Source organism: Streptomyces sp. NPDC029164 (assembly GCF_055563995.1).
The window spans coordinates 157,634-177,362 of the sequence record NZ_JBVHWW010000011.1 but is presented as its reverse complement, the minus strand read 5'-3'; the positions used below and the strand labels follow the sequence as shown (position 1 = coordinate 177,362).

General features: G+C 72.6%; 16 protein-coding genes. 8 read left to right on the top strand and 8 right to left on the bottom strand.

Annotation, left to right across the window (positions count from 1 at the left end; translation table 11 throughout):
* Positions 1-21 precede the first annotated feature (21 nt).
* The 3 genes from ACZ4VT_RS13525 to ACZ4VT_RS13515 form a co-directional block, all read right to left on the bottom strand.
* Positions 22-960 (bottom strand): EamA family transporter, encoded by a 939-nt coding sequence (locus ACZ4VT_RS13525; protein WP_467949177.1) that lies wholly within the window; start codon positions 958-960, stop codon positions 22-24.
* A 44-nt stretch (positions 961-1,004) separates the two neighbouring features.
* The gene (locus ACZ4VT_RS13520) at positions 1,005-1,826 is read right to left on the bottom strand and encodes an isocitrate lyase/PEP mutase family protein (protein WP_467949175.1); all 822 of its coding nucleotides are present in this window, start codon (positions 1,824-1,826) and stop codon (positions 1,005-1,007) included.
* A gap of 180 nt (positions 1,827-2,006) precedes the next feature.
* A complete protein-coding gene (locus tag ACZ4VT_RS13515; RefSeq protein WP_467949173.1) occupies positions 2,007-3,119 on the bottom strand; it encodes a pyridoxal-phosphate dependent enzyme in 1,113 nt (370 codons plus the stop codon).
* Between the two features lie 198 nt (positions 3,120-3,317).
* Between ACZ4VT_RS13515 and ACZ4VT_RS13510 the strand changes: the two genes are divergently transcribed.
* The 8 genes from ACZ4VT_RS13510 to ACZ4VT_RS13475 all read left to right on the top strand — a co-directional run bounded on the left by ACZ4VT_RS13510 (position 3,318) and on the right by ACZ4VT_RS13475 (position 13,205).
* Entirely contained in the window at positions 3,318-4,889 is a 1,572-nt protein-coding gene (locus tag ACZ4VT_RS13510; RefSeq protein WP_467949172.1) for a S8 family peptidase, read from the top strand.
* 135 nt (positions 4,890-5,024) lie between these two features.
* Entirely contained in the window at positions 5,025-6,230 is a 1,206-nt protein-coding gene (locus tag ACZ4VT_RS13505; RefSeq protein ID WP_467949170.1) for a DUF4190 domain-containing protein, read from the top strand.
* A 137-nt stretch (positions 6,231-6,367) separates the two neighbouring features.
* Entirely contained in the window at positions 6,368-7,120 is a 753-nt protein-coding gene (locus ACZ4VT_RS13500) for a GntR family transcriptional regulator (RefSeq protein WP_467949168.1), read from the top strand.
* A gap of 225 nt (positions 7,121-7,345) precedes the next feature.
* Positions 7,346-9,031: a purine-cytosine permease family protein gene (locus tag ACZ4VT_RS13495; protein ID WP_467949167.1), complete on the top strand. Its 1,686-nt coding sequence runs from the start codon at positions 7,346-7,348 to the stop codon at positions 9,029-9,031.
* 161 nt (positions 9,032-9,192) lie between these two features.
* Positions 9,193-9,378 carry an SPOR domain-containing protein gene (locus ACZ4VT_RS13490; protein ID WP_030029543.1) on the top strand — a complete coding sequence of 62 codons (186 nt, stop codon included), beginning with the start codon at positions 9,193-9,195 and terminating at the stop codon, positions 9,376-9,378.
* 28 nt (positions 9,379-9,406) lie between these two features.
* Positions 9,407-9,805, top strand: a complete 399-nt coding sequence (locus ACZ4VT_RS13485) for a (deoxy)nucleoside triphosphate pyrophosphohydrolase (RefSeq protein WP_467949165.1) — start codon at positions 9,407-9,409, stop codon at positions 9,803-9,805.
* A 153-nt stretch (positions 9,806-9,958) separates the two neighbouring features.
* The gene (locus ACZ4VT_RS13480; protein WP_467949163.1) at positions 9,959-10,387 is read left to right on the top strand and encodes an ATP-binding protein; all 429 of its coding nucleotides are present in this window, start codon (positions 9,959-9,961) and stop codon (positions 10,385-10,387) included.
* Positions 10,388-10,595: 208 nt separating this feature from the next.
* Entirely contained in the window at positions 10,596-13,205 is a 2,610-nt protein-coding gene (locus ACZ4VT_RS13475; RefSeq protein ID WP_467949219.1) for a SpoIIE family protein phosphatase, read from the top strand.
* A gap of 77 nt (positions 13,206-13,282) precedes the next feature.
* On the opposite strand, the gene ACZ4VT_RS13470 is transcribed toward ACZ4VT_RS13475, so the two are convergent.
* The 5 genes from ACZ4VT_RS13470 to ACZ4VT_RS13450 form a co-directional block, all read right to left on the bottom strand.
* Positions 13,283-13,876 carry a GNAT family N-acetyltransferase gene (locus ACZ4VT_RS13470; protein ID WP_467949162.1) on the bottom strand — a complete coding sequence of 198 codons (594 nt, stop codon included), beginning with the start codon at positions 13,874-13,876 and terminating at the stop codon, positions 13,283-13,285.
* A 132-nt stretch (positions 13,877-14,008) separates the two neighbouring features.
* Positions 14,009-14,728, bottom strand: a complete 720-nt coding sequence (locus ACZ4VT_RS13465; RefSeq protein WP_467949160.1) for a PspA/IM30 family protein — start codon at positions 14,726-14,728, stop codon at positions 14,009-14,011.
* Between the two features lie 57 nt (positions 14,729-14,785).
* The gene (locus ACZ4VT_RS13460; protein ID WP_467949158.1) at positions 14,786-16,954 is read right to left on the bottom strand and encodes a TPM domain-containing protein; all 2,169 of its coding nucleotides are present in this window, start codon (positions 16,952-16,954) and stop codon (positions 14,786-14,788) included.
* An 81-nt stretch (positions 16,955-17,035) separates the two neighbouring features.
* Complete coding sequence (locus ACZ4VT_RS13455; protein ID WP_467949156.1) at positions 17,036-17,806, bottom strand: succinate dehydrogenase/fumarate reductase iron-sulfur subunit; 771 nt, start codon at positions 17,804-17,806, stop codon at positions 17,036-17,038.
* A complete protein-coding gene (locus tag ACZ4VT_RS13450) occupies positions 17,803-19,728 on the bottom strand; it encodes a fumarate reductase/succinate dehydrogenase flavoprotein subunit (protein WP_467949154.1) in 1,926 nt (641 codons plus the stop codon). The genes ACZ4VT_RS13455 and ACZ4VT_RS13450 overlap by 4 nt, the downstream gene beginning before the upstream one ends.
* Position 19,729: the final 1 nt, after the last annotated feature.

The following is a 19,729-nucleotide window of genomic DNA, read 5'->3' as shown; positions in this document are numbered from 1 at the left end:
CGGTGCCCGGGTCCGGGCTCGCTACTTCGTGCGCTCCGTGCTGACGATCACGCCCACCGCCGCCACGACGATCGCACCGCCGACCACGATCGGCCAGGTCAGGGCCTCGTCGAGGATCAGCGCGCCGAGCGCGACGGCCACGACCGGATTGACGTACGCGTACGTGGCCACCAGCGACAGCGGCGCGGCCCGGAGCAGCCACACGTACGAGGTGAAACCGACGAGCGAGCCGAAGAGCACCAGGTAGCCCAGGCCCAGCCAGGAGGCGGTGGAGAAGGCCGCCGGATCCAGACCGCGCTGCTCGCCGCGCGCCAGGCCGACGACCACCCCGCCCACCCCGCCGGCGAGCATCTGGTAGGCGCTGCCGGTGAAGGGGTTGTCCGGCAGCGTCAGCTTCGACGCGGAGAACGAGCCCAGCGACCACAGGACGGACGCCACCAGCACCAGCAGCACCCCCGACAGCCGTACCGTCCCGCTGAGACCCGGACTGGTCAGCACGGCCAGCCCGGCCAGGCCGACGAGCACCCCGCCCAGGGTGCGCAGCGGCGGCCGGTCACCGGTGCTCGCCCGCAGCACCACCAGCCACATCGGCACCGCCGCGATCAGCAGGGCGGCCAGACCGGACGGCACGGAGGTCTCGGCGAGCACGACCAGGCCGTTGCCGCCGAGGACCAGCAGCAGGCCGACCAGGACCGCCGAGCCGAGCTGCGCACGGGTGACCTTGAGCGCGCCCGGACCGTACCGCCAGGCGACGGCGGCGGCCAGCAGCAGACCGGCCGTGATGAACCGGGCTCCGGCGGAGAGGAAGGGCGGCATGGTCTCGACGACGATCCGGATGCCGAGATAGGTCGAGCCCCAGACGACGTAGACGAGGGTGAGGGCGATCCAGACCGCGCCGCTCGTCGTGCCGCGCGCCGTGGCGGCCGCCGTCTTGCCGTCCACCGGAGTCGATGTGCCCATGACAGGATCCTATGGTCGTTGACCCATGCATGCTTCCGGATATCTCAGCCCTTGAGCAGGGCGTTCAGATCGCCGTACGGGAGGGAGTGCGCGAGGGCTCCGTAGGTCCCGTCGGAGAGCAGCTCCTCGGCGGCGCGGCGCACCACGGCGTACGCGGCTTCGGCGACCCAGGAGCCGAGGCTGACGCGGGACACGCCGAGGGCGCCGAGGGCGGCGACGGCCGGGGCGTCGGGGCCGAGGAGGACGTTGAGGGGGGCGTCGATGCCCTTGGCGAGCTCGGTGAGGGTGGCGGGGTCGAGCACGCCGGGCACGAAGATGCCGGTGGCTCCGGCGCGGAGGTAGGCGGCGGCGCGGGCCAGGGTCTCGTCGAGGCGGGTGGCCGGGTCGCCGAGTCCGCTGAGGTAGGTGTCGACGCGGGCGTTGATGTAGAGCGGGACCCCGGCGGCGTCGGCCGCGGCCCGGGCGGCGGCCAGGCGCTCGGCCATCTCCGCGGGGGAGCGGTGGGGGCCGTCCTCGATGTTGATGCCGACCGCGCCGGCGGCGAGCACCCCGGTGACGGTCTCGCCCACGGCGGCGGCGTCTGCGCCGAAGCCGCCCTCGATGTCGGCGGTGACGGGGACGGAGACGGCGGAGACCACGCGGGCGACGAGGTCGAGGGCCCGGTCGCGGGCGAGCGCGTCGCCGTCGGGCGAGCCGAGGGCCCAGGCGACGCCGGCGCTGGTGGTCGCGACGGCGGGGGCGCCGGCGGCCTCGACGATGCGGGCGCTGGCGACGTCCCAGGCGTTGGCGAGGGCGAGGGGGTGCGCGGGGGTGTGCAGTTCCGCGAACGCGGTGGCCTTGGCGGTGAGGTCGGGATTCGTGGTCATGGGCCCACTTCAGCAGACCGGGAGCCTGCGGGCTCGCGGTTTTCCGACATCAAGGCCGGGCCCGAGGGAACGGCGCTCCGCCCCGGACCCCGTAAGGCGCTCCGCGCCCGCGCCTCAAACGCCGACGGGGCGGGATTGGCGGGCGGGGCTGTTCCTTGGCCGGCGAGGCTGGTCCTTGCCCTACGGGGCCAGGCCCGTCCTCGCGCCGGCGCCGCAGAGGGGGATGACCGCGGTGCGGCCCTGCAGGGGGTCGCAGGGGGCGCCCGGTCCGACCGCCGCCCAGCACGCCGCCGCCGTCGGTTCGACGAAGAGCCCGCGCCGGGCCAGGTCCCGCTGGGCCTCGCGGAGGCGGTCGTCCGGGACCGTCAGGAAGGTGCCGCCGGACGCGCGGACCGCGGCCAGGATCTGCCGGGCCCGCGGCGGCGCGGGGATCGCGATCCCCTCGGCCAGGGTCGGCAGCTGCGGAACCGGATCCGCGTCCTCGGCGCCGGCCGCGAAGGCCGTGGCCAGCGGGGCCACCGCCGCCGACTGCACGGCGATCAGCGCCGGCGGCCGCACCCCGCGCCTGGCCAGCTCCTCCGCGGCCAGCGCGGCCCCCAGCAGCAGGGTCCCGTTGCCCACCGGCACCACCAGCACCTCCGGCAGCCGCCCGCCCAGTTCCTCCCACACCTCGTACACGTACGTCTTGGTCCCGTGCAGGAAGTACGGGTTGAAGACGTGGCTCGCGTAGAACACCCCTGGCGAGTCCGCCTCCTTGCGCGCGGCCTGCGCGGCGGCCTCGCGCCCGCCGGGGATCACGCGCACGGCTGCCCCGTGCGCCCGCATCTGTTCCGTTTTCTTCACCGATGTGCCCTCGGGGACATGGATTTCACAATCGAGCCCGGCCCGTGCGCAGTACGCCGCGATCGAGGTCCCCGCGTTGCCGCTGCTGTCCGCCACGACGCGCTCCGGGGCCAGCCGCCGGGCCAGTTCCACGAGCATCACCGAGCCCCGGTCCTTGAACGACAGCGTCGGCATCAGGAAGTCGAGCTTGGCGTGAACCCGCTCCCCCAGCGGAACCAGCGGAGTGTGACCCTCCGCCAGTGACAGCGAGAACGCCCCCGGCAGCGGCAGCGCGGACCCGTACCGCCACAGCGAATTCGGTCCGGCGGCCGGCTCCAGGGGCGCGGCCGGATCCGGCGTGAAGTCGAGGTCCCAGGGTCCGCCGCAGACCGGGCACCCCCAAGGCGCTGTCCGGACGTCCGCGCGTGTACCGTCCTCGGAGCAGACGTAACCGGGGGTTGCGTGCGTCATGTGCGGATCGCCTTCGCTCGATCATGGCCGCTGTATGGCACGGATGTTACGCATCCGTTGTCCTCTCGTGGGTCGCGCCGGGGCCGGGTCAACCTTTCGAAGGCGGCAGCCCGTTGGGCCATCTGCGTTGTCATGGCCACGCTTGCGCGGCACCGCTCCACCCCCCGCAATGCACCACCTATGAGGAGGACCCGTCACATGCCCGTGATGCGTCACACGAGCCGGAACATCGCCGGCATCAGCGCGACCGCCGTCGTGGCCCTCGCGCTCGGCTCGGCCGCCGCGCTGCCCGCCTCGGCCGCCGACATCGGCGTGCGGGGCGTGATCCAGAACGCCGGAGCCCCCGGATCCGTCCCCGGCAGCTACATCGTGACCCTGAACGACACCGCCGCCCGCTCGACCGCCCCGAGCGGCAAGGCCGTCGCGAAGCGTTACGGCGCGAAGATCGACAAGACGTACAGCGCGGCCCTCAACGGTTACTCCGTCGAGGTCTCCGAGGCGCAGGCCAAGAAGCTCGCCGCCGACCCGGCCGTCAAGTCGGTCGTGCAGAACCGCACCTTCACGGTCAGCGCCACCCAGCCCAACCCGCCGTCCTGGGGTCTGGACCGCGTCGACCAGCGCGCGCTCCCGCTCAACCAGAGCTACACCTACCCGGACCAGGCGGGCGAGGGCGTCACCGCGTACGTCATCGACACCGGTGTCCGCATCACGCACCAGGACTTCGGTGGCCGCGCCTCCTACGGCTACGACGCCATCGACAACGACAACACCGCCCAGGACGGCAACGGCCACGGCACGCACGTCGCCGGCACCGTCGCGGGCGGCGCGTACGGCGTGGCCAAGAAGGCCAAGATCGTCGGCGTGCGCGTGCTCGACAACAGCGGCTCCGGTACGACGGCCCAGGTCGTCGCGGGCATCGACTGGGTGACCCGGAACGCCGTCAAGCCGGCCGTCGCCAACATGTCCCTCGGCGGCGGCGCGGACTCCGCGCTCGACGCTGCCGTCCGCAACTCCATAGCCTCCGGCATCACCTACGCCGTGGCCGCGGGCAACGAGTCGAGCAACGCCTCCACCAAGTCCCCGGCGCGCGTCACCGAGGCCATCACGGTCGGCGCCACCACCAGCACCGACGCGAAGGCGAGCTACTCCAACTACGGCTCCGTCCTGGACATCTTCGCGCCGGGCTCCTCCATCACCTCCGCGTGGGGTACGGGCGACGCCGCCACCAACACCATCAACGGCACGTCGATGGCCACCCCGCACGTCGCGGGCGCGGCCGCCGTCTACCTCTCGCAGAACCCGGCCAGCACCCCGGCCCAGGTGGCCACGGCCCTGGTCAACTCGGCCACCCCGAACGTGGTGACCGGCCCGGGCACCGGCTCCCCGAACCGCCTGCTGTACGTCGGCGCCCAGGGCCCCGTCCCGCCGGGCAAGCGCTTCGAGAACACCGCGGACTTCACGATCAACGACCACGCGACCGTCGAGTCCCCGATCACCGTCAGCGGTGTCACCGGCAACGCCCCGGCGACGCTGAAGGTCCCGGTCGACATCAAGCACACCTACATCGGTGACCTCAAGGTGGACCTGGTCGCGCCCGACGGCACCGTCTACACCCTGCACAACCGTGCCAACGGCGGTGCCGACAACATCGTCCGGACCTTCACCGTGAACGCCTCGGCGGAGACGGCGAACGGCGTCTGGAAGCTGCGCGTGAACGACAACGCGACGGCCGACGCCGGGAAGATCGACTCCTGGGCGCTCCAGTTCTGAGCGGTATCCGAGCGGTAGGTGAGCCATAAGGGCGGCGGGCACCGGCCGCGCCGTGAGCAACAGCGGGGGCGACCGACATGACGGTCGCCCCCGCTGCGTACTATTCGCGCATTCGTTCGCGCGCATCGTTCGCGCGTGACGCCCCATGCGATGGAGTCCGACCCCGTGAGCACCCCGCCGAGTCCTCCTCCCGGACCGGGCCACTCCTGGCCCCCGCCGTCCCCGCAGCCGGCCTGGGGGCCACCACCCGGATACGGACAGCCGCGGCAACCACCGCCGCTCAACGGTTTCGCGCTCGCCTCCTTCCTGTCCGGGCTGCTGTGCTTCGCGCCGCTCGGCATCGCCTTCGGCATCGCGGCCCTCGTGCAGATCTCGAAGCGGCGGGAGCGCGGGAAGGCCCTGGCGATCGCGGGCCTCGCGCTGTCGGTGGTGATGACCGGGGTGCTGGTCTTCGCCGCGGACCGGGTCGCCACGGCGGTCGAGGACCGCTTCGAGGGGCTGAGCGACTACACCGAGGTCGAGGGCGAGCTCACGGACGTCGACGCGCTGCGGGCGGGCGACTGCTTCAACGTCCAGGACGGCGAACTCCTCGACGAGCACCCCCTGATGTACCGGATCGACTGCGCGGAGAAGCACCACGGCGAGGTCACCGCGAGGAAGACGCTCGACGGGACGGACGCCCCCGGCTCGGCCGCGGCCGACCGCGCCTCCGAGGACACGTGCTGGCAGGCCCAGGACGAGTACGCGATGGACACGTGGGCGCTGCCCGACCACGCGGAGATGTTCTACTACGCGCCCTCCCGCCCGTCCTGGAACCAGGGGGACCGGCTGCTGCTCTGCGTGATCGGCACGACCGAGCCGGAGGGGCGGGGCAGCCTGCGCCAGGACTCCGGAAAGCTGAAGCCCGAGCAGGTGGCCTTCCTGCAAGCCGCCAACGCCGTCGAGTTCGCCCTGAGCCGGCCCCCCGAGGAGGAGGTCGACGAGGCGCTGGACGAGCACCAGGCGTGGGCGCGCCGGATCCACGCGGCGCTGGGCGAGGAGGCGAAGGTGCTCCAGGGCCACGCCGGCCGGCCCGGGCTGGAGAAGACGGTCCCGGCGCAGCTCAAGGAGATCGAGGCGGCCCGCGCGGAGTGGCTCCGCGCCGCGCAGGCCAGGACGGCGGGGGAGTTCGACAAGCGGTGGGACCGGGCCCTGGCCTCGACGTCCATGGAGACGGAGCAGGCGCTGCGCGGCGCGTACGGGCTTTCGATGGCGATCCCGCAGTGGCTGGAGGGCAGCCAGGGCGACCCGGAGGACCCCGATGGCGGGCCCGGCCGGGAGCCCTCGACCGAGTTGGTGTGACGTCGTCCGCGTAACGCGCGGTAACGGGTTTGAGTGACCTGGCTTCATCACTTCGGGTGAAACTCTGGCCCTTGCTTGCGGTCTACAACCGTCGGTTGCCAGGGTGTAGCTGTCTGTCAACCTGATGGGAGTGGCCAGTGACTTTCGGTGAGCAGCCGGCCTATCTGCGCGTGGCCGGGGATCTTCGACGGAAGATCGTCGACGGTTCTCTGCCCCCGCACGCCCGGCTCCCCTCCCAAGCCCGTATCCGCGAGGAGTACGGGGTCTCCGACACCGTGGCCCTGGAGGCGCGCAAGGTCCTCATGGCGGAGGGGCTGGTCGAGGGCCGGTCCGGCTCCGGTACGTACGTACGGGAGCAACCGGTCCCGCGGCGGGTGGCCCGCTCCGGCTACCGCACGGGCGGCACGTCGACGCCGTTCCGGCAGGAGCAGGCGGACGCGGGGGCGCGCGGCACGTGGGAGTCGAGCAGCGAACAGGCGGCCGCGCCCTCCGAGATCGCGAAGCGGCTCGGCATCGAGCCGGGCGAGCGGGTGATGCGGACGCGGTACGTCTTCCGCGACGCGGGGGAGGCGATGATGCTGTCGACTTCCTGGGAACCGCTCGCCGTGACCGGCCGGACCCCGGTGATGCTGCCGGAGGAAGGGCCGCTGGGCGGATCCGGGGTGGTGGACCGGATGGCCGCGATCGACGTCGTCGTGGACAACGTGGTGGAGGAGGTCGGCGCGCGGCCGGGCCTGGCGGAGGAGCTCGTGCAGCTGGGCGGGGTGCCGGGGCACGTGGTGCTGGTGATCGGCCGCACGTACTTCGCGTCCGGGCGCGCGGTGGAAACGGCCGACGTGGTGGTCCCCGCGGACCGCTACCGCCTGTCGTACCACCTCCCGGTGCGGTGACCTGCGGTGCGGTGACCTGCGGTGGGGCAACCCTGCGGGCCGGCTTCCCGGGGCTCCGCCCCAGACCCCGCGCCTCAAACACCGGCGGGGCCGGATTGTCCAGCCCCCGCGGACAGGGGGTCGCGGCGGGTGTAACCCCGTCGTGACGCGGGGGCGTGGGGCGTAACCGCCGGGCAATGCCCCAGGGTGACGGGCCGTCACGTATCGGGCCTACCTTCCGGCGGTATGACCGATACCGCCACCACCCCCGTCACGGCGGCGCAGCCGTCCCGGACCTACGCGAAACTCGCCGCCGACGAGAGCCGCGAGGACTACTCGCTCAGATACGCGCCCCACTCCTTCCGCCGCTGGGGCCCCGGCACCGTCGCCGGCACCGCCCTCGGCGGCATCGCCTACCTCGCCGACTTCGCCATCGGCGCCTCCATCGTCTTCGCCTACGGATTCACCAGCGGGGCCGCCGCGATCCTGGCCGCCGCCGTGGTCATCTTCCTGACCGGCATCCCGATCGCGCGCGCGTGCGCCACGTACGGCCTGGACATGGACCTGGTGACGCGCGGCGCGGGCTTCGGGTACTTCGGCTCCACCCTGACCTCCCTCATCTACGCCTCCTTCACCTTCATCTTCTTCGCGCTCGAAGGCTCGATCATGGCCCAGGCCATGCACCAGGCCTTCGGTCTGCCCGTCGAGGTCGGCTACCTGGTCACGACCCTCATCGTGATCCCCATCGTCTTCCGCGGCATGGGCGCCCTCGCCAAGGTGCAGGCCTGGACCCAGCCGGTCTGGCTGATCGGGCTGGTGCTGCCCTTCGTGGTGCTCGCCTTCCACGCCCCCGACGCGTGGGGCGCCTTCGCCGACTTCGGCGGGACCGAGGGCGCCGGGTCCGGGTTCTCGTGGATCGGCTTCGGGTTCGGGACCGGCATCGCGCTCTCGCTGATCGCGCAGATCGGGGAGCAGGCCGACTACCTGCGGTTCATGCCCGCCAAGACCCCGGCCAACAGCCGGAGGTGGAACCTCGCCGTGCTCGCCGCCGGCCCCGGCTGGGTGATCATCGGCGCGGCCAAGCAGCTCGGCGGTGCCTTCCTCGCCTTCGTCGCCCTGGAGGCGGTGGGCAAGACCCACGCCCTGGAGCCGATCGCCCCGCAGATCGAGGCCCTGCGCCCGTGGCTCGGCGGCTTCGCGCTGCCCGCCGCCGCGCTCTTCGTGATCGTCTCCCAGATCAAGATCAACGTCACCAACGCGTACAGCGGATCGCTGTCCTGGTCGAACTTCTTCTCCCGCGTCACCCACCGTCACCCCGGCCGGGTCTGGTACATCTTCCTCAACCTCGGCATCGCGCTGACGCTGATGGAGCTGAACATGTTCGCGATGCTCGGCAAGCTGCTGGGCTTCTACTCCAACGTCGGCATCGCCTGGATCGCCGCCGTCGCCGCCGACCTCGTCATCAACAAGCGGCTCGGACTCAGCCCGCCCTACATCGAGTTCAAGCGCGCCTACCTCCACGCCGTGAATCCGGCGGGTTTCGGCTCGATGGTGATCGCCTCGACCGTCTCGATCCTCGCCTTCTTCGGCCTGTTCGGCACCTACGCCGAGGCGTTCTCCACCTTCATCGCAGCCGGACTCGCCCTCCTGCTGTGCCCGTTGATCGCCTGGATGACCAGGGGGAAGTACTACCTGGCCCGGCCCAACACGGTGACCGGCCCGGGCGCCGACGCCCCGGACATCACCGCCACCCACGCGTGCGCGGTCTGCGAGGCGGCGTACGAACTCCCCGACATCGCCGACTGTCCTGTCCGATCGGGCCCGATCTGTTCCCTGTGCTGCTCCCTCGACGCGACCTGCGGGGACGTCTGCCGCAAGGAGCCGCGGGGCGGCGCGGTGATCCTGCCGATGCCCTCGGTGCGCCCCGTCTGAACCGGCGCGCACGGCCCACTCGTACGCATGGCCGGATGCGTACGCCTACGAGGTACCTCTTCGTGAAAAACCGTATCCGCTGCGTAAAGGTCGGGCGTAAGCTCGGGCATATGCGCAATGCGGTTTCCCGGGCAGGTACGTCGGCGGAGGGTGAAACGCGAATGAACGACAGCGGTGCCCTGCTCCCGTGGCTGGTCATACGTCAGGACGACAACGGCAACCGCTACCGGGTGGGCCGGTACGCCACCCGGGCCGAGGCCCAGAAGGTCGTCGACAGCCTCGACGACCGAGGACACAAGCAGCTCTACTGGGTCGAGCGGATCGGTCAGACCGCCACGATGAACTGAGCATCCAGTCTTGACATAGGCTCCGCCCATGACTGTACGAGTGGTCGTGGGCGGAGCCCTTTGTCATGAGGGGCGCCTGCTGGCCGCCCGCCGCAGCGCACCGCCGGAGCTCGCCGGACGCTGGGAGCTGCCGGGCGGGAAGGCCGAACCGGATGAGTCCGTCCCCGAGGCGCTGGTCCGCGAACTGCGCGAGGAGCTCGGCGTGGAGACCGAGCCGCTGGAACGGATCCCGGGGGAGTGGCCGCTGAAGCCCGGCCTCGTCCTGCACGTGTGGACCGCCCGGCTGCTCTCCGGGGTGCCCGCTCCGCTGGAGGACCACGACGAGCTGCGCTGGCTCGGGCCGGAGGAGCTGGAGTCGGTGGACTGGCTCGACCAGGACCGGCCCGCGGTCGCCGAGGCCGGACGCCGGCTGCGCGGGGGCGCGTGACGCTCGCGCCGTAGGCCGTCTGTGCCACAGTGCGCCGGTGGGCGGGGATCGAGTGGTACGACGCCCCGAATATCGGGTATGTCGCTATTAATCCCTATCTCGTCCCTCTTTCGTCCCAGACGAACCGGACTGGGGTCGCTGCTGGCCCGGGAAGTGATCGGCGTGATCGACACAGACGGTGAATGCGCCGAGTGGGCCTTTCCCGCCGAGCCCGGTGCCGTCCGCACCGCCCGCCACGCCGTACGCGGTGCCCTGCACGCCTGGGGCCTGGAAGCCGTCGGCGATGTGACCGTCCTGCTGGTCAGCGAGCTCGTCACCAACTCCCTGCGGTACGCCTCCGGTCCCATCGGGGTCCGCCTGGAGCGGCGCAATCCAGCCGCCGACGGCCCGGCGGGCGGTGCCGCGCTGCTCGTGGAGGTTTCGGATCCGCTTCCGGATCCGCCGCGCGAACGGGTGGCCGAGGCGGACGACGAAGGGGGCCGCGGCCTGCATCTCGTCGCCACCTCCTCGCAGCGCTGGGGGACCCGCCACGGGAAGTCGGGCAAGACTGTGTGGTTCGAATTGGCTCTTCCTGGTGAGTAACAAGGAGAACGGTGGCGGGTGATCCCCCGGCGGAACCTCCCGGCGACAGCGGGGGCAGGAGTCCGGGGGAGATCGCGCGAGATGGCTCGAAATCATCGAGACCGTGCTGTGATCGTGAACGCCGTGCCGTCCGGGGCCGTGGTGCTGAATACTGCGGTCATGGCCGGTCCGGTTGCGGTGAGCTGGAGGGGACGGTCGCGTGAGCGAAATACCTGCGCAGGCACATCAGGCCGACGTGCCTCGGGAGACATGGCACGACGCCCTGTGGCACAGCAGTCCGCCTGGCTCGATATATGACTACATAAAGGTCGCATCTTTCTCGATCGGACCCGACGGGTACATCGACCAGTGGAGCCTGCGCGCGGAGGAACTGTTCGGTCTGACCGCCGCACAGGCCGTCGGCCGCGACCCGGTCGACGCCTTCATGCCGCCCGAGCTGCGCCCCGACGCACACCGCAAGGTGGCCGAGATCCTCGACGGCAAGGAGTGGACCGGCCTGATCCCCTTCCGTATCCCGGGTGGGGACGGCGCGCACGGAGTGGCCGAGATCTATGTGATGCCCACGCTGACCGAGACCGCCGAGCGGGCCGCGCTGTGCGTCGTCGTCGACGTCCGCGCGCTGCGGCGCATCGAATCCGACCTGGCGGCCTCACAAGCGATATTCGGCCAATCCCCTTTCGGCTTCCTGCTCTTCGGCACGGACCTCACCGTGCAGCGGGCCAACCGCCGCTTCGCCACCGTCTTCGGAGGCGCCGCCGAGGAACACCGCGGCCGGACCGTGCACGACTACCTGCCGGCGCACGAGGCCGACCGGATGGCCGACGCCCTGCGCCGGGTGCTGGACACCGGGGAATCGGTCACCGACCTGCGGATCACCGGCGCCGCCCCCGGCAGCCGGGAGAACCGCCACTGGTCCATCAACCTCTACCGCGTCCACGGCGGCTCCGGCCGCCCCATCGGCGTCGCCGGCATCGGCACCGACGTCACCCGCCGCCACCTCGCCGCCCGCGAGGCCGCCGGGGTACGGCGCAATCTCGCCCTGCTCAACGAGGCCGGGCACCGCATCGGGAACTCGCTCGACCTGGAGACCACCGCCCGGGAACTCCTCGACGTCACCGTCCCGGGCTTCTGCGACCTGGCCGCCGTCGACCTCTACCAGGGGCTGCTGCTCGGCGACGACGACCGGCCCGCGCGGCCGCAGGGGCCGGGCGTGCCCAGCCTGCCCGGCCAGGGCCCGGCCCGGACCCCGTCCGCCGCGCTGCGCCGGGTCGCCTTCGCCTCCGCCGTCTCGGACGCGCCGCTGTCCGGTCCGGGCGCGCTGGTCTCCGTAGGCGACGTCCACCGGTACCCGGCGGCGTCGCCGGGCGCGCTCGCCCTGCGCACGGCGCGGCCCCGGCTGATCGAGGGCGGCGGACCGGAGGACCTCGTGCAGTCCACGCTGGTCGTGCCGATGGTCGCCCACGACACCGTGGTCGGGCTCGCGCAGTTCTCCCGTACGAAGGGCAGCGAACCCTTCGGCGAACGCGACCGGGCGGTGGCCGTGGAACTCGCCGCCCGGGCCGCCGTGTGCATCGACAACGCGCGCCTGTACCGGCGCGAGCACGAGCGGGCGTTGATACTGCAGCGCAGCCTGCTGCCCCCCGGCGACCCGGAGGCCGCCGGCCTGGACATCGCCTGCCGGTACCTTCCGGGGAACGCGGCGACGGAGGTCGGCGGCGACTGGTTCGACGTGATCGAGCTGCCCGGCCACCGCACCGCGCTGGTCGTCGGCGACGTCATGGGCCGGGGACTGCGGGCCGCCGTCGCGATGGGCGAACTGCGCACCGCCGTACGGACCCTCGCCCTGCTGGACCTCGAACCGGCGGAGGTGCTGACCGCGCTCGACGAGATCGCCCGGGGCCTCGGCGCCCCCGGCGGCTCCCAGCAGGCCTCGCGGGCGGCCCTGCACTCGCGGGACGCCGACCGCTCCGAGGTCTACCTCGCCACCTGCGTCTACGCCGTCTACGACCCGGTGACGCGGCGCTGCACGATCGCCAACGCGGGCCACATGCCGCCCGTGCTGGTGGAGCCGCCGGACGAGCGCGGGAAGCCGAGGCCGGCACTGCTCCTGGAGGTGCCGCCCGGGATGCCGCTGGGCGTGGGCGGAGAGCCGTTCGAGGAGGTCGAGGTCGAACTCCCCGAGGGCGCCCTGCTGGCCCTCTACACCGACGGGCTCGTCGAGTCCCGCGACCATCCGCTGGAGGAGGGCCTGCGCGGCCTGCGGGCCGCCCTCGCGGACCCGGTCCGCCCGCTGGAGGACGTCTGCGACCACGTGCTGAACACGCTGGACACCCGGCACGGCGAGGACGACATCGCCCTGCTCATGGCACGGGTGCAGGGGCTGCCGGTGGACGCGGTGGGGGACTGGCAGTTGCCGCGCGAGGCCCGCTCCGTGGGCCGGGCGCGGGAGCTGGCCCGCGCCAAGCTCCCGGCGTGGGGCCTGGAGGGCCTGCTGGACACCACCGAACTGCTGGTCAGCGAACTCGTCACCAACGCGCTGCGGTACGGGGAGGGCGAGATCCGGCTGCGGCTGCTGCTGGACCGGACCCTGGTCTGCGAGGTGTGGGACGCCAACCTGGTGCAGCCGCGCCGGCGCCGGGCCCGTGACACCGACGAGGGCGGCCGGGGCCTTCAGCTCGTGGGCCTGCTGTCCGCCGGGTGGGGCACGCGCCGGACCCACCGCGGCAAGACGGTCTGGTTCGAGCTCCCGCTGCCCGGCGCGGCGGCCGAGGCCGTCGCCGAGCTGTCGGCGGAACAGCTGCTGAGCATGTACGGCTGAGCATGTACGGCTGAGCGGGACCGCACCGCGGCGCCCCCGGACCCGCCGGGTCCGGGGGCGCGGCAGTTGATCCCCGATCAGCTCCCGGACGGTTCCGGCCCCCGCAGCGCGCCGGTCAGCGGGGCCACCGTGCGCCATCCCATCGTCTCGTACAGGGCCCGTCCTTCCGGCGTCGCGCCCAGCACACCGGCCGTGGCGCCCTGCCCCGCGGCCGCGGCGGTGAGCCTGCCCATCACCAGGCGTCCCAGGCCGCGGCGCTGGTGGGCCGGGTCGGTCTCCACCTGGTCGACGACGGCGCCGGGGCCGGTGACGGCGATCTGGCCGCGCGCGGCGAAAGCGCCGTCCGCGGTGCGCACCAGGGCGCGGGTGACGCCGGCACGGGTCCAGGTGTCCAGCCGGTAGCCGTCGGGTGCCTCGGCCAGGGCGCGGGCGGCGTGGGCGGTGGGGAGCGGGGCGGACATCAGGTAGCCGGGTCCGCCGGCGAGGTGCCAGCCGGGGGCGAGCCAGGGTTCGAGCGTTTCCGGTGGCACGAGTGCCTTCAACCAGACGCCGGGCGCGGTGGCGTGTTCGGTGAGCTTGCGGACGGTCGCTTCGTCCGCGGAGTGCAGGACGTGGCGCATGACGTGTCCGTGCAGGCCGACGTCGATGGTGAAACCCCAGGTACGGGGCACGGGTTCGGCTGCGCCGCGCGAAACGCTCCAACCGCGGACCCATGCGCGTGCGGCTTCGGCCGTGTGCGCGAAAGGCAAGGTTCCCCCCGAGTAGGTAATAGGCGAACTCGAAGGGTGATTATTACATCAGGTCTAGGCGGCACGCCCCTGCTTGAGCGCGGCGAGCCTGGCCTCGATCTCCGAGGACTTCCCGAGGTCCTCCAGGGACTCGAACTGGGCGTCCAGCGAGGACTCGGCCAGCTCCTGCCTGCCCATCGCCAGAGCCTCCTCCCGCCGGACCTTCTCCTCGAAGCGGTGCAGATCGCTCGTCGGGTCCATGACGTCGATGTTCTTCACCGCGTCCATCATCGTGTTCTGCGCCTGAGCCGTCCTGGCGCGCGCCACGAGCTCGTCCCGCTTGGACTGGAGCTCGACCAGCTTGCTCTTCATCGAGTCCAGACCCGACTTGAGCTTGTCGACGACCTCCGTCTGAGCGGCGATCGTCGGCTCCGCCGCCCTCGCCTCCTTCTCCGACTGCATCTGCCGGCCCAGCGCCACCTTCGCGAGGTTGTCGAACCTGTCGGCTTCCGCCGTCGCCCCCGCAGCCCGCAGCTCGTCCCCCTTCCGGCTCGCCGCGAGGGCCTTGGCACCCCACTCCGAGGCCGTCTCCACGTCCTCCTTGTGGTCCGCCTCCAGCATCCGCAGGTTCCCGATCGTCGTCGCGACCGCCTGCTCCGCCTCCGAGATGTTGTTCGTGTAGTCGCGGATCAGCTGGTCCAGCATCTTCTGCGGGTCCTCCGCCTGGTCCAGCAGCGCGTTGATGTTGGCCTTGGCGAGCTGGGTGACGCGGCCGAGGATGGTCTGCTTGCTCATGACTCGTCTCTCCTGATGAGGGATGGAGGGATGGGCGGTCCGTTTGCCGTCGCACGTTCAGAAGCGGCCGCCACCGCCCATGCGGCCGCGGGTTCCGCCGCCGCCGAAGGAGCCGGGGCCGCTGCCGCCGCCTCCACCGAAGCCCCCGCCGAAGCCCCCGCCGCCACCCCGGCCGCCGCCTCCGCCGAAGCCCCCGCCGCCCAGCCCGCCCCGCAGGATCTCGCCGAGGATGATCCCGCCGAGCACCGCGCCGCCCTGACCGCCGCCGCGCCGGCCCCCGTACGGATCCTGGTACGCCCGTACGTCCTGCTCCGCCAGCTGCTGCGCCTCCCGCGCCAGCGCGTCCGCCCGCTGCGCCTCCGCCAGCGCGCCCGACGGATCACCCGCCGCCAGGGACCCCGCCCGCTCCAGGTGCCGGCCGGCCTCCGCCAGCCGGGTGCGGGCCTGGCTGCCGACCGCGCCCCGGCTGGTCGTGACGTAGTCCGTCGCCGCGCCGATCGCGCTGCGCGCGGACAGCATGGCCTGGTCGAGCAGGGCCACCGCCCGCTGCCGGCCCGACTCCCGCTCCCGCGCCCCGGAGAGCGCCTCGTCGAGAGCCGCGTCGGCCTCCTCGATCCGGCGCAGGGCGTCGATCGGGTCGTACCGGCCGGCCGCCTCCTCCTGCCGTACGTCGGCCAGTACGGCCTCCGCCCGGCCGATCCGCCCGCGCAGGTCCGCCGTCGAGGTGCCCTCCGAGGTCCCGCTCAGCAGCCCGCGGGCGTCCGCCAGGTCGGTCTCCGTCTCGTTCAGCGCGCCCGTCAGCTTCCCGGCCGCCTCCGCCAGCTCCTGCGCCCGCCGCTCGACCGCGTCCAGCAGGGTCGCCGCCTGGTCCACGGCGCCCTCGGCGGCCCGCACGTGCACGGCGGCCGTACCCTTCTCGCCGCCGTCGAGGGCCGCGTGCGCCAGCCCCAGGTTGGTCGCCGCGAACAGCAGCCGGTCCTTGGCCTGTTCGGGGTTGGAGGCGACGGGCGCGGAAGCGGAGTCGGCGTACCGCCGCGTCAGCGCGATCAGGGTCGCCTCGGCGGTGCCGGCGCGCCCGGTCAGCTCCAGATAGCGCTCCTCCACGGTCGCCAGCGCCCGCGGGGCGTTCTTCTCCAGGTCCCGCAGCCGGTCGAAGGCCGCCGACTCGGCGTCGAGCCGCCGGTTCGCCCCGGTGCAGCGGGCGACGATCTCGTCCAGCATCCGGCGCCGGGTCGCGTCGTCCTCCGGGTAGGCGTCGTCCAGCTGCTGGCGCAGCCGGAAGGCATGGGTCAGCTCGCCCTTGGCGTACTCCACGGCCTCGGTGAAGGGGCCGACCGCCTCCTCGCCGAACTGCGCGGAGGCGAAGCCCAGTTCCTCCGTGCTGGTGCGGACGGCGTCGTCGGTCTGCACCAGCAGGGTCTTGGCCCTGCCGTCCAGTTCCGGCAGCGGCAGCCGGTCCGGCGCGCCCTCGGGCCAGCCCGGCCCGGTGGTCGTACCGCGTCCGCCGCCGCCGGCCGTCTTCCGCTTGCGGCGGGTGTACGCGTACGCCCCGAGCGCCCCGGCCGCGCCGACCGCGACCACCGGGAGGACGAAGTCCCCGGCGCCGTTCTCGCCGCTCGTCCCGCCACCGGGATCGGCCGGGCCGGGGGTGATGGTGGGCACGGGCACGGGCTGCCCGCCGAGCACCGCGTTGTAGCCGTTCGCCGCCCCGATCGCGGCGCCCGCCCAGTCGTTCTGCCGCAGCGCCGGCTCGATGGCGTCCCGGGCCACGGCCGCGAGCTTGTCCTCGGTGAAACCGGAGTCGACGGCCGCCGAATAGGCGTACTGGCGAGCCCCCGTCGCCACCGCAAGCAGGATGTCGTTCTGGCCGAGGCCGTTCTTCTCGGCGGTGGCGTCGGCCCAGCTCTGGGCGGAGCGTCCGGAGAAATCGTCCACGTACGCAACGAAGAGCTGGATCCGCCGGTCGGCGTACAGCTGGTCGAGCGCGGACTTGACGGCGGCCTGCCGGCCCTCCAGCGCCCCGACCCGGTCGGTGATCTGCCCCTGCCGGGACAGCGTGACGGGGTCCTCGGCCCGCGCGGGCGGCGCCTCGGCCACACCCCAGCCGCCGAGCGCCAGCAGTGCGGCGGCCAGGGCGAGCCCGGCCCGCACGCGTACCTGGCTCTTCGGCTCGCTTCTCGGCGGGGTCACATTTGGGAGAGTATGAGCCGTTTCCCGTGCCCGCATCCGGAGCAATGGGCGGTGCAGTGACCCGCCCGGGCCGGGGCCCTCCCGGAGAGGACCCCGGCCCCGGCCTCGCCCCGGCCCTCAGCCGTGCCGGCGCCCGATCTTGTTGCCCAGCCACACCAGCGGGTCGTACTTGCGGTCCACCGCCCGCTCCTTCAGCGGGATCAGCGCGTTGTCGGTGATCTTGATGCCCTCGGGGCAGACCTCCGTACAGCACTTGGTGATGTTGCAGTAGCCCAGCCCGTGCTCCTCCTGGGCGGTGCGCTTGCGGTCCAGGCCCGCCTCCGACGCCGCGTCCAGGGGGTGCATGTCCAGCTCCGCGACCCGCATCAGGAAACGCGGACCGGCGAACGCGCTCTTGTTCTCCTCGTGGTCACGCACCACATGGCAGGTGTCCTGGCACAGGAAGCACTCGATGCACTTGCGGAACTCCTGCGAGCGCTCCACGTCCATCTGCTGCATCCGGTACGCGCCCGGCGCCACCCCCTCCGGCGGCACGAAGGCCGGCACCTCCCGTGCCTTCGCGTAGTTGAAGGACACGTCCGTCACCAGGTCACGGACGACGGGGAAGGCCCGCAGCGGGGTGACCGTGATCGTCTCGGACCGCTCGAAGGTGGACATCCGCGTCATGCACATCAGCCGCGGCCGGCCGTTGACCTCCGCACTGCACGAGCCGCATTTGCCCGCCTTGCAGTTCCAGCGCACCGCGAGGTCCGAGGCCTGGGTGGCCTGGAGCCGGTGGACGATGTCCAGGACCACCTCCCCGTCGTGCACCTCGACCGTGAAGTCCCGCAGTTCCCCGCCCTCCGCGTCGCCCCGCCAGATCCGGAAGCTCGCGTCGTACGTACTCATTGGTACAGCTCCTCTTCGGCGAGGTACTTGACCAGCTCTTCCTTCTCGAAGAGCGCGAGCAGGTCGGGACGGATGGGCTCGGTGCGCGTGCGTTCGAGGACGATCCGGTCGGCCGCCGGGTCCGCCGGGGGCGGGTCGACGGGGCGGCACAGCAGGTTCACCGGACGCCAGCCGCGCTCCATCGACGGACAGTCCTCGCGGGTGTGCCCGCCGCGGCTCTCGGTGCGCTCCAGGGCGGCGCGCGCCACGCACTCGCTGACCAGCAGCATGTTCCGCAGGTCCAGGGACAGGTGCCAGCCCGGGTTGAACTGCCGGTGCCCCTCGACCCCGGCCCGGGCGGCCCGTACGCGCAGGGTCGCGAGCCTCTCCAGGGCCTCGGCCATCTCGCCCTCGCGCCGGATGATGCCGACGAGGTCGTTCATGGTCGTCTGGAGCTCCTGGTGGAGGGTGTACGGGTTCTCCGCGCCCTCGGCCGCGTGGAACGGGGCCAGCGCCTCCGCGGCCGCCGCGTCGATCTCCGCCTGGGAGACCGCCGGGCGCGCACCGGCGGCCGCGGCGTGCTCCGCCGCGTGCAGCCCTGCCCGCCGCCCGAAGACCAGCAGGTCGGACAGGGAGTTCCCGCCGAGCCGGTTCGAGCCGTGCATCCCGCCCGCGACCTCCCCCGCGGCGAACAGCCCCGGCACCCCGACGGTGGCCGCGGTCTCGGAGTCGACCGCGATGCCGCCCATCACGTAGTGGCAGGTCGGACCCACCTCCATCGGCTCCGCGGTGATGTCCACGTCCGCCAGCTCCTTGAACTGGTGGTACATCGACGGGAGTCGCCGCTTGATCTTCTCGGCGGGCATCCGGGTGGACACGTCGAGGAAGACCCCGCCGTGCGGGGAGCCGCGGCCGGCCTTCACCTCCGAGTTGATGGCCCGCGCCACCTCGTCGCGCGGCAGCAGCTCGGGCGGGCGCCGGTTGTGGTCCGGGTCCTCGTACCAGCGGTCGCCCTCCGCCTCCGACTCGGCGTACTTCTCCTTGAAGACGTCGGGCACGTAGTCGAACATGAACCGCTTGCCCTCGGAGTTGCGCAGCACCCCGCCGTCGCCGCGCACCGACTCGGTGACGAGGATGCCCTTCACCGACGGGGGCCAGACCATGCCGGTCGGGTGGAACTGCACGAACTCCATGTTCAGCAGGGGCGCGCCCGCGAGCAGGGCCAGCGCGTGGCCGTCGCCGGTGTACTCCCACGAATTCGACGTGGTCTTGAAGGACTTGCCGATCCCGCCGGTGGCCAGCACCACCGCCGGGGCCTCCAGGACGAAGAACCGGCCGGACTCGCGCTCGTAGCAGAAGGTCCCCGAGACCCGCTGCTCCGCGGCGGAGCCGCCATGGGACTCGCTCTTCAGGACCCTGGTGACCGTGCACTCCTGGAAGACCTTGAGCCGGGCCTCGTAGTCCCCGTACTGCTTGAAGTCCTCCTGCTGGAGCGCGACGATCTTCTGCTGGAGGGTGCGGATCAGCTCCAGGCCGGTGCGGTCGCCCACGTGCGCGAGGCGCGGGTACTCGTGGCCGCCGAAATTGCGCTGGGAGATCTTCCCGTCGGGCGTCCGGTCGAACAGCGCGCCCCAGGTCTCCAGCTCCCAGACCCGGTCCGGGGCTTCCTTCGCGTGCAGCTCGGCCATCCGCCACTGGTTGAGGAACTTGCCCCCGCGCATGGTGTCGCGGAAGTGCACCTGCCAGTTGTCGCCCTCGTTGACGTTGCCCATGGAGGCGGCGATCCCGCCCTCCGCCATCACCGTGTGGGCCTTGCCGAAGAGGGACTTGCAGATCACGGCCGTACGGGCCCCGCGCTCGCGCGCCTCGATCGCGGCCCGCAGCCCGGCGCCGCCCGCGCCGACCACGACCACGTCCCACTGCTGCCGTTCCACTTGGGCCATG

Bases quoted from the DNA above. Each gene is read 5' to 3' on its own strand.
- ACZ4VT_RS13525 (WP_467949177.1), bottom strand. From the start codon at position 960: ATGGGCACATCGACTCCGGTGGACGGCAAGACGGCGGCCGCCACGGCG.
- ACZ4VT_RS13520 (WP_467949175.1), bottom strand. From the start codon at position 1,826: ATGACCACGAATCCCGACCTCACCGCCAAGGCCACCGCGTTCGCGGAA.
- ACZ4VT_RS13515 (WP_467949173.1), bottom strand. From the start codon at position 3,119: ATGACGCACGCAACCCCCGGTTACGTCTGCTCCGAGGACGGTACACGC.
- ACZ4VT_RS13510 (WP_467949172.1), top strand. From the start codon at position 3,318: ATGCCCGTGATGCGTCACACGAGCCGGAACATCGCCGGCATCAGCGCG.
- ACZ4VT_RS13495 (WP_467949167.1), top strand. From the start codon at position 7,346: ATGACCGATACCGCCACCACCCCCGTCACGGCGGCGCAGCCGTCCCGG.
- ACZ4VT_RS13490 (WP_030029543.1), top strand. From the start codon at position 9,193: ATGAACGACAGCGGTGCCCTGCTCCCGTGGCTGGTCATACGTCAGGAC.
- ACZ4VT_RS13485 (WP_467949165.1), top strand. From the start codon at position 9,407: ATGACTGTACGAGTGGTCGTGGGCGGAGCCCTTTGTCATGAGGGGCGC.
- ACZ4VT_RS13465 (WP_467949160.1), bottom strand. From the start codon at position 14,728: ATGAGCAAGCAGACCATCCTCGGCCGCGTCACCCAGCTCGCCAAGGCC.
- ACZ4VT_RS13460 (WP_467949158.1), bottom strand. From the start codon at position 16,954: ATGCGGGCACGGGAAACGGCTCATACTCTCCCAAATGTGACCCCGCCG.
- ACZ4VT_RS13455 (WP_467949156.1), bottom strand. From the start codon at position 17,806: ATGAGTACGTACGACGCGAGCTTCCGGATCTGGCGGGGCGACGCGGAG.
- ACZ4VT_RS13450 (WP_467949154.1), bottom strand. From the start codon at position 19,728: ATGGCCCAAGTGGAACGGCAGCAGTGGGACGTGGTCGTGGTCGGCGCG.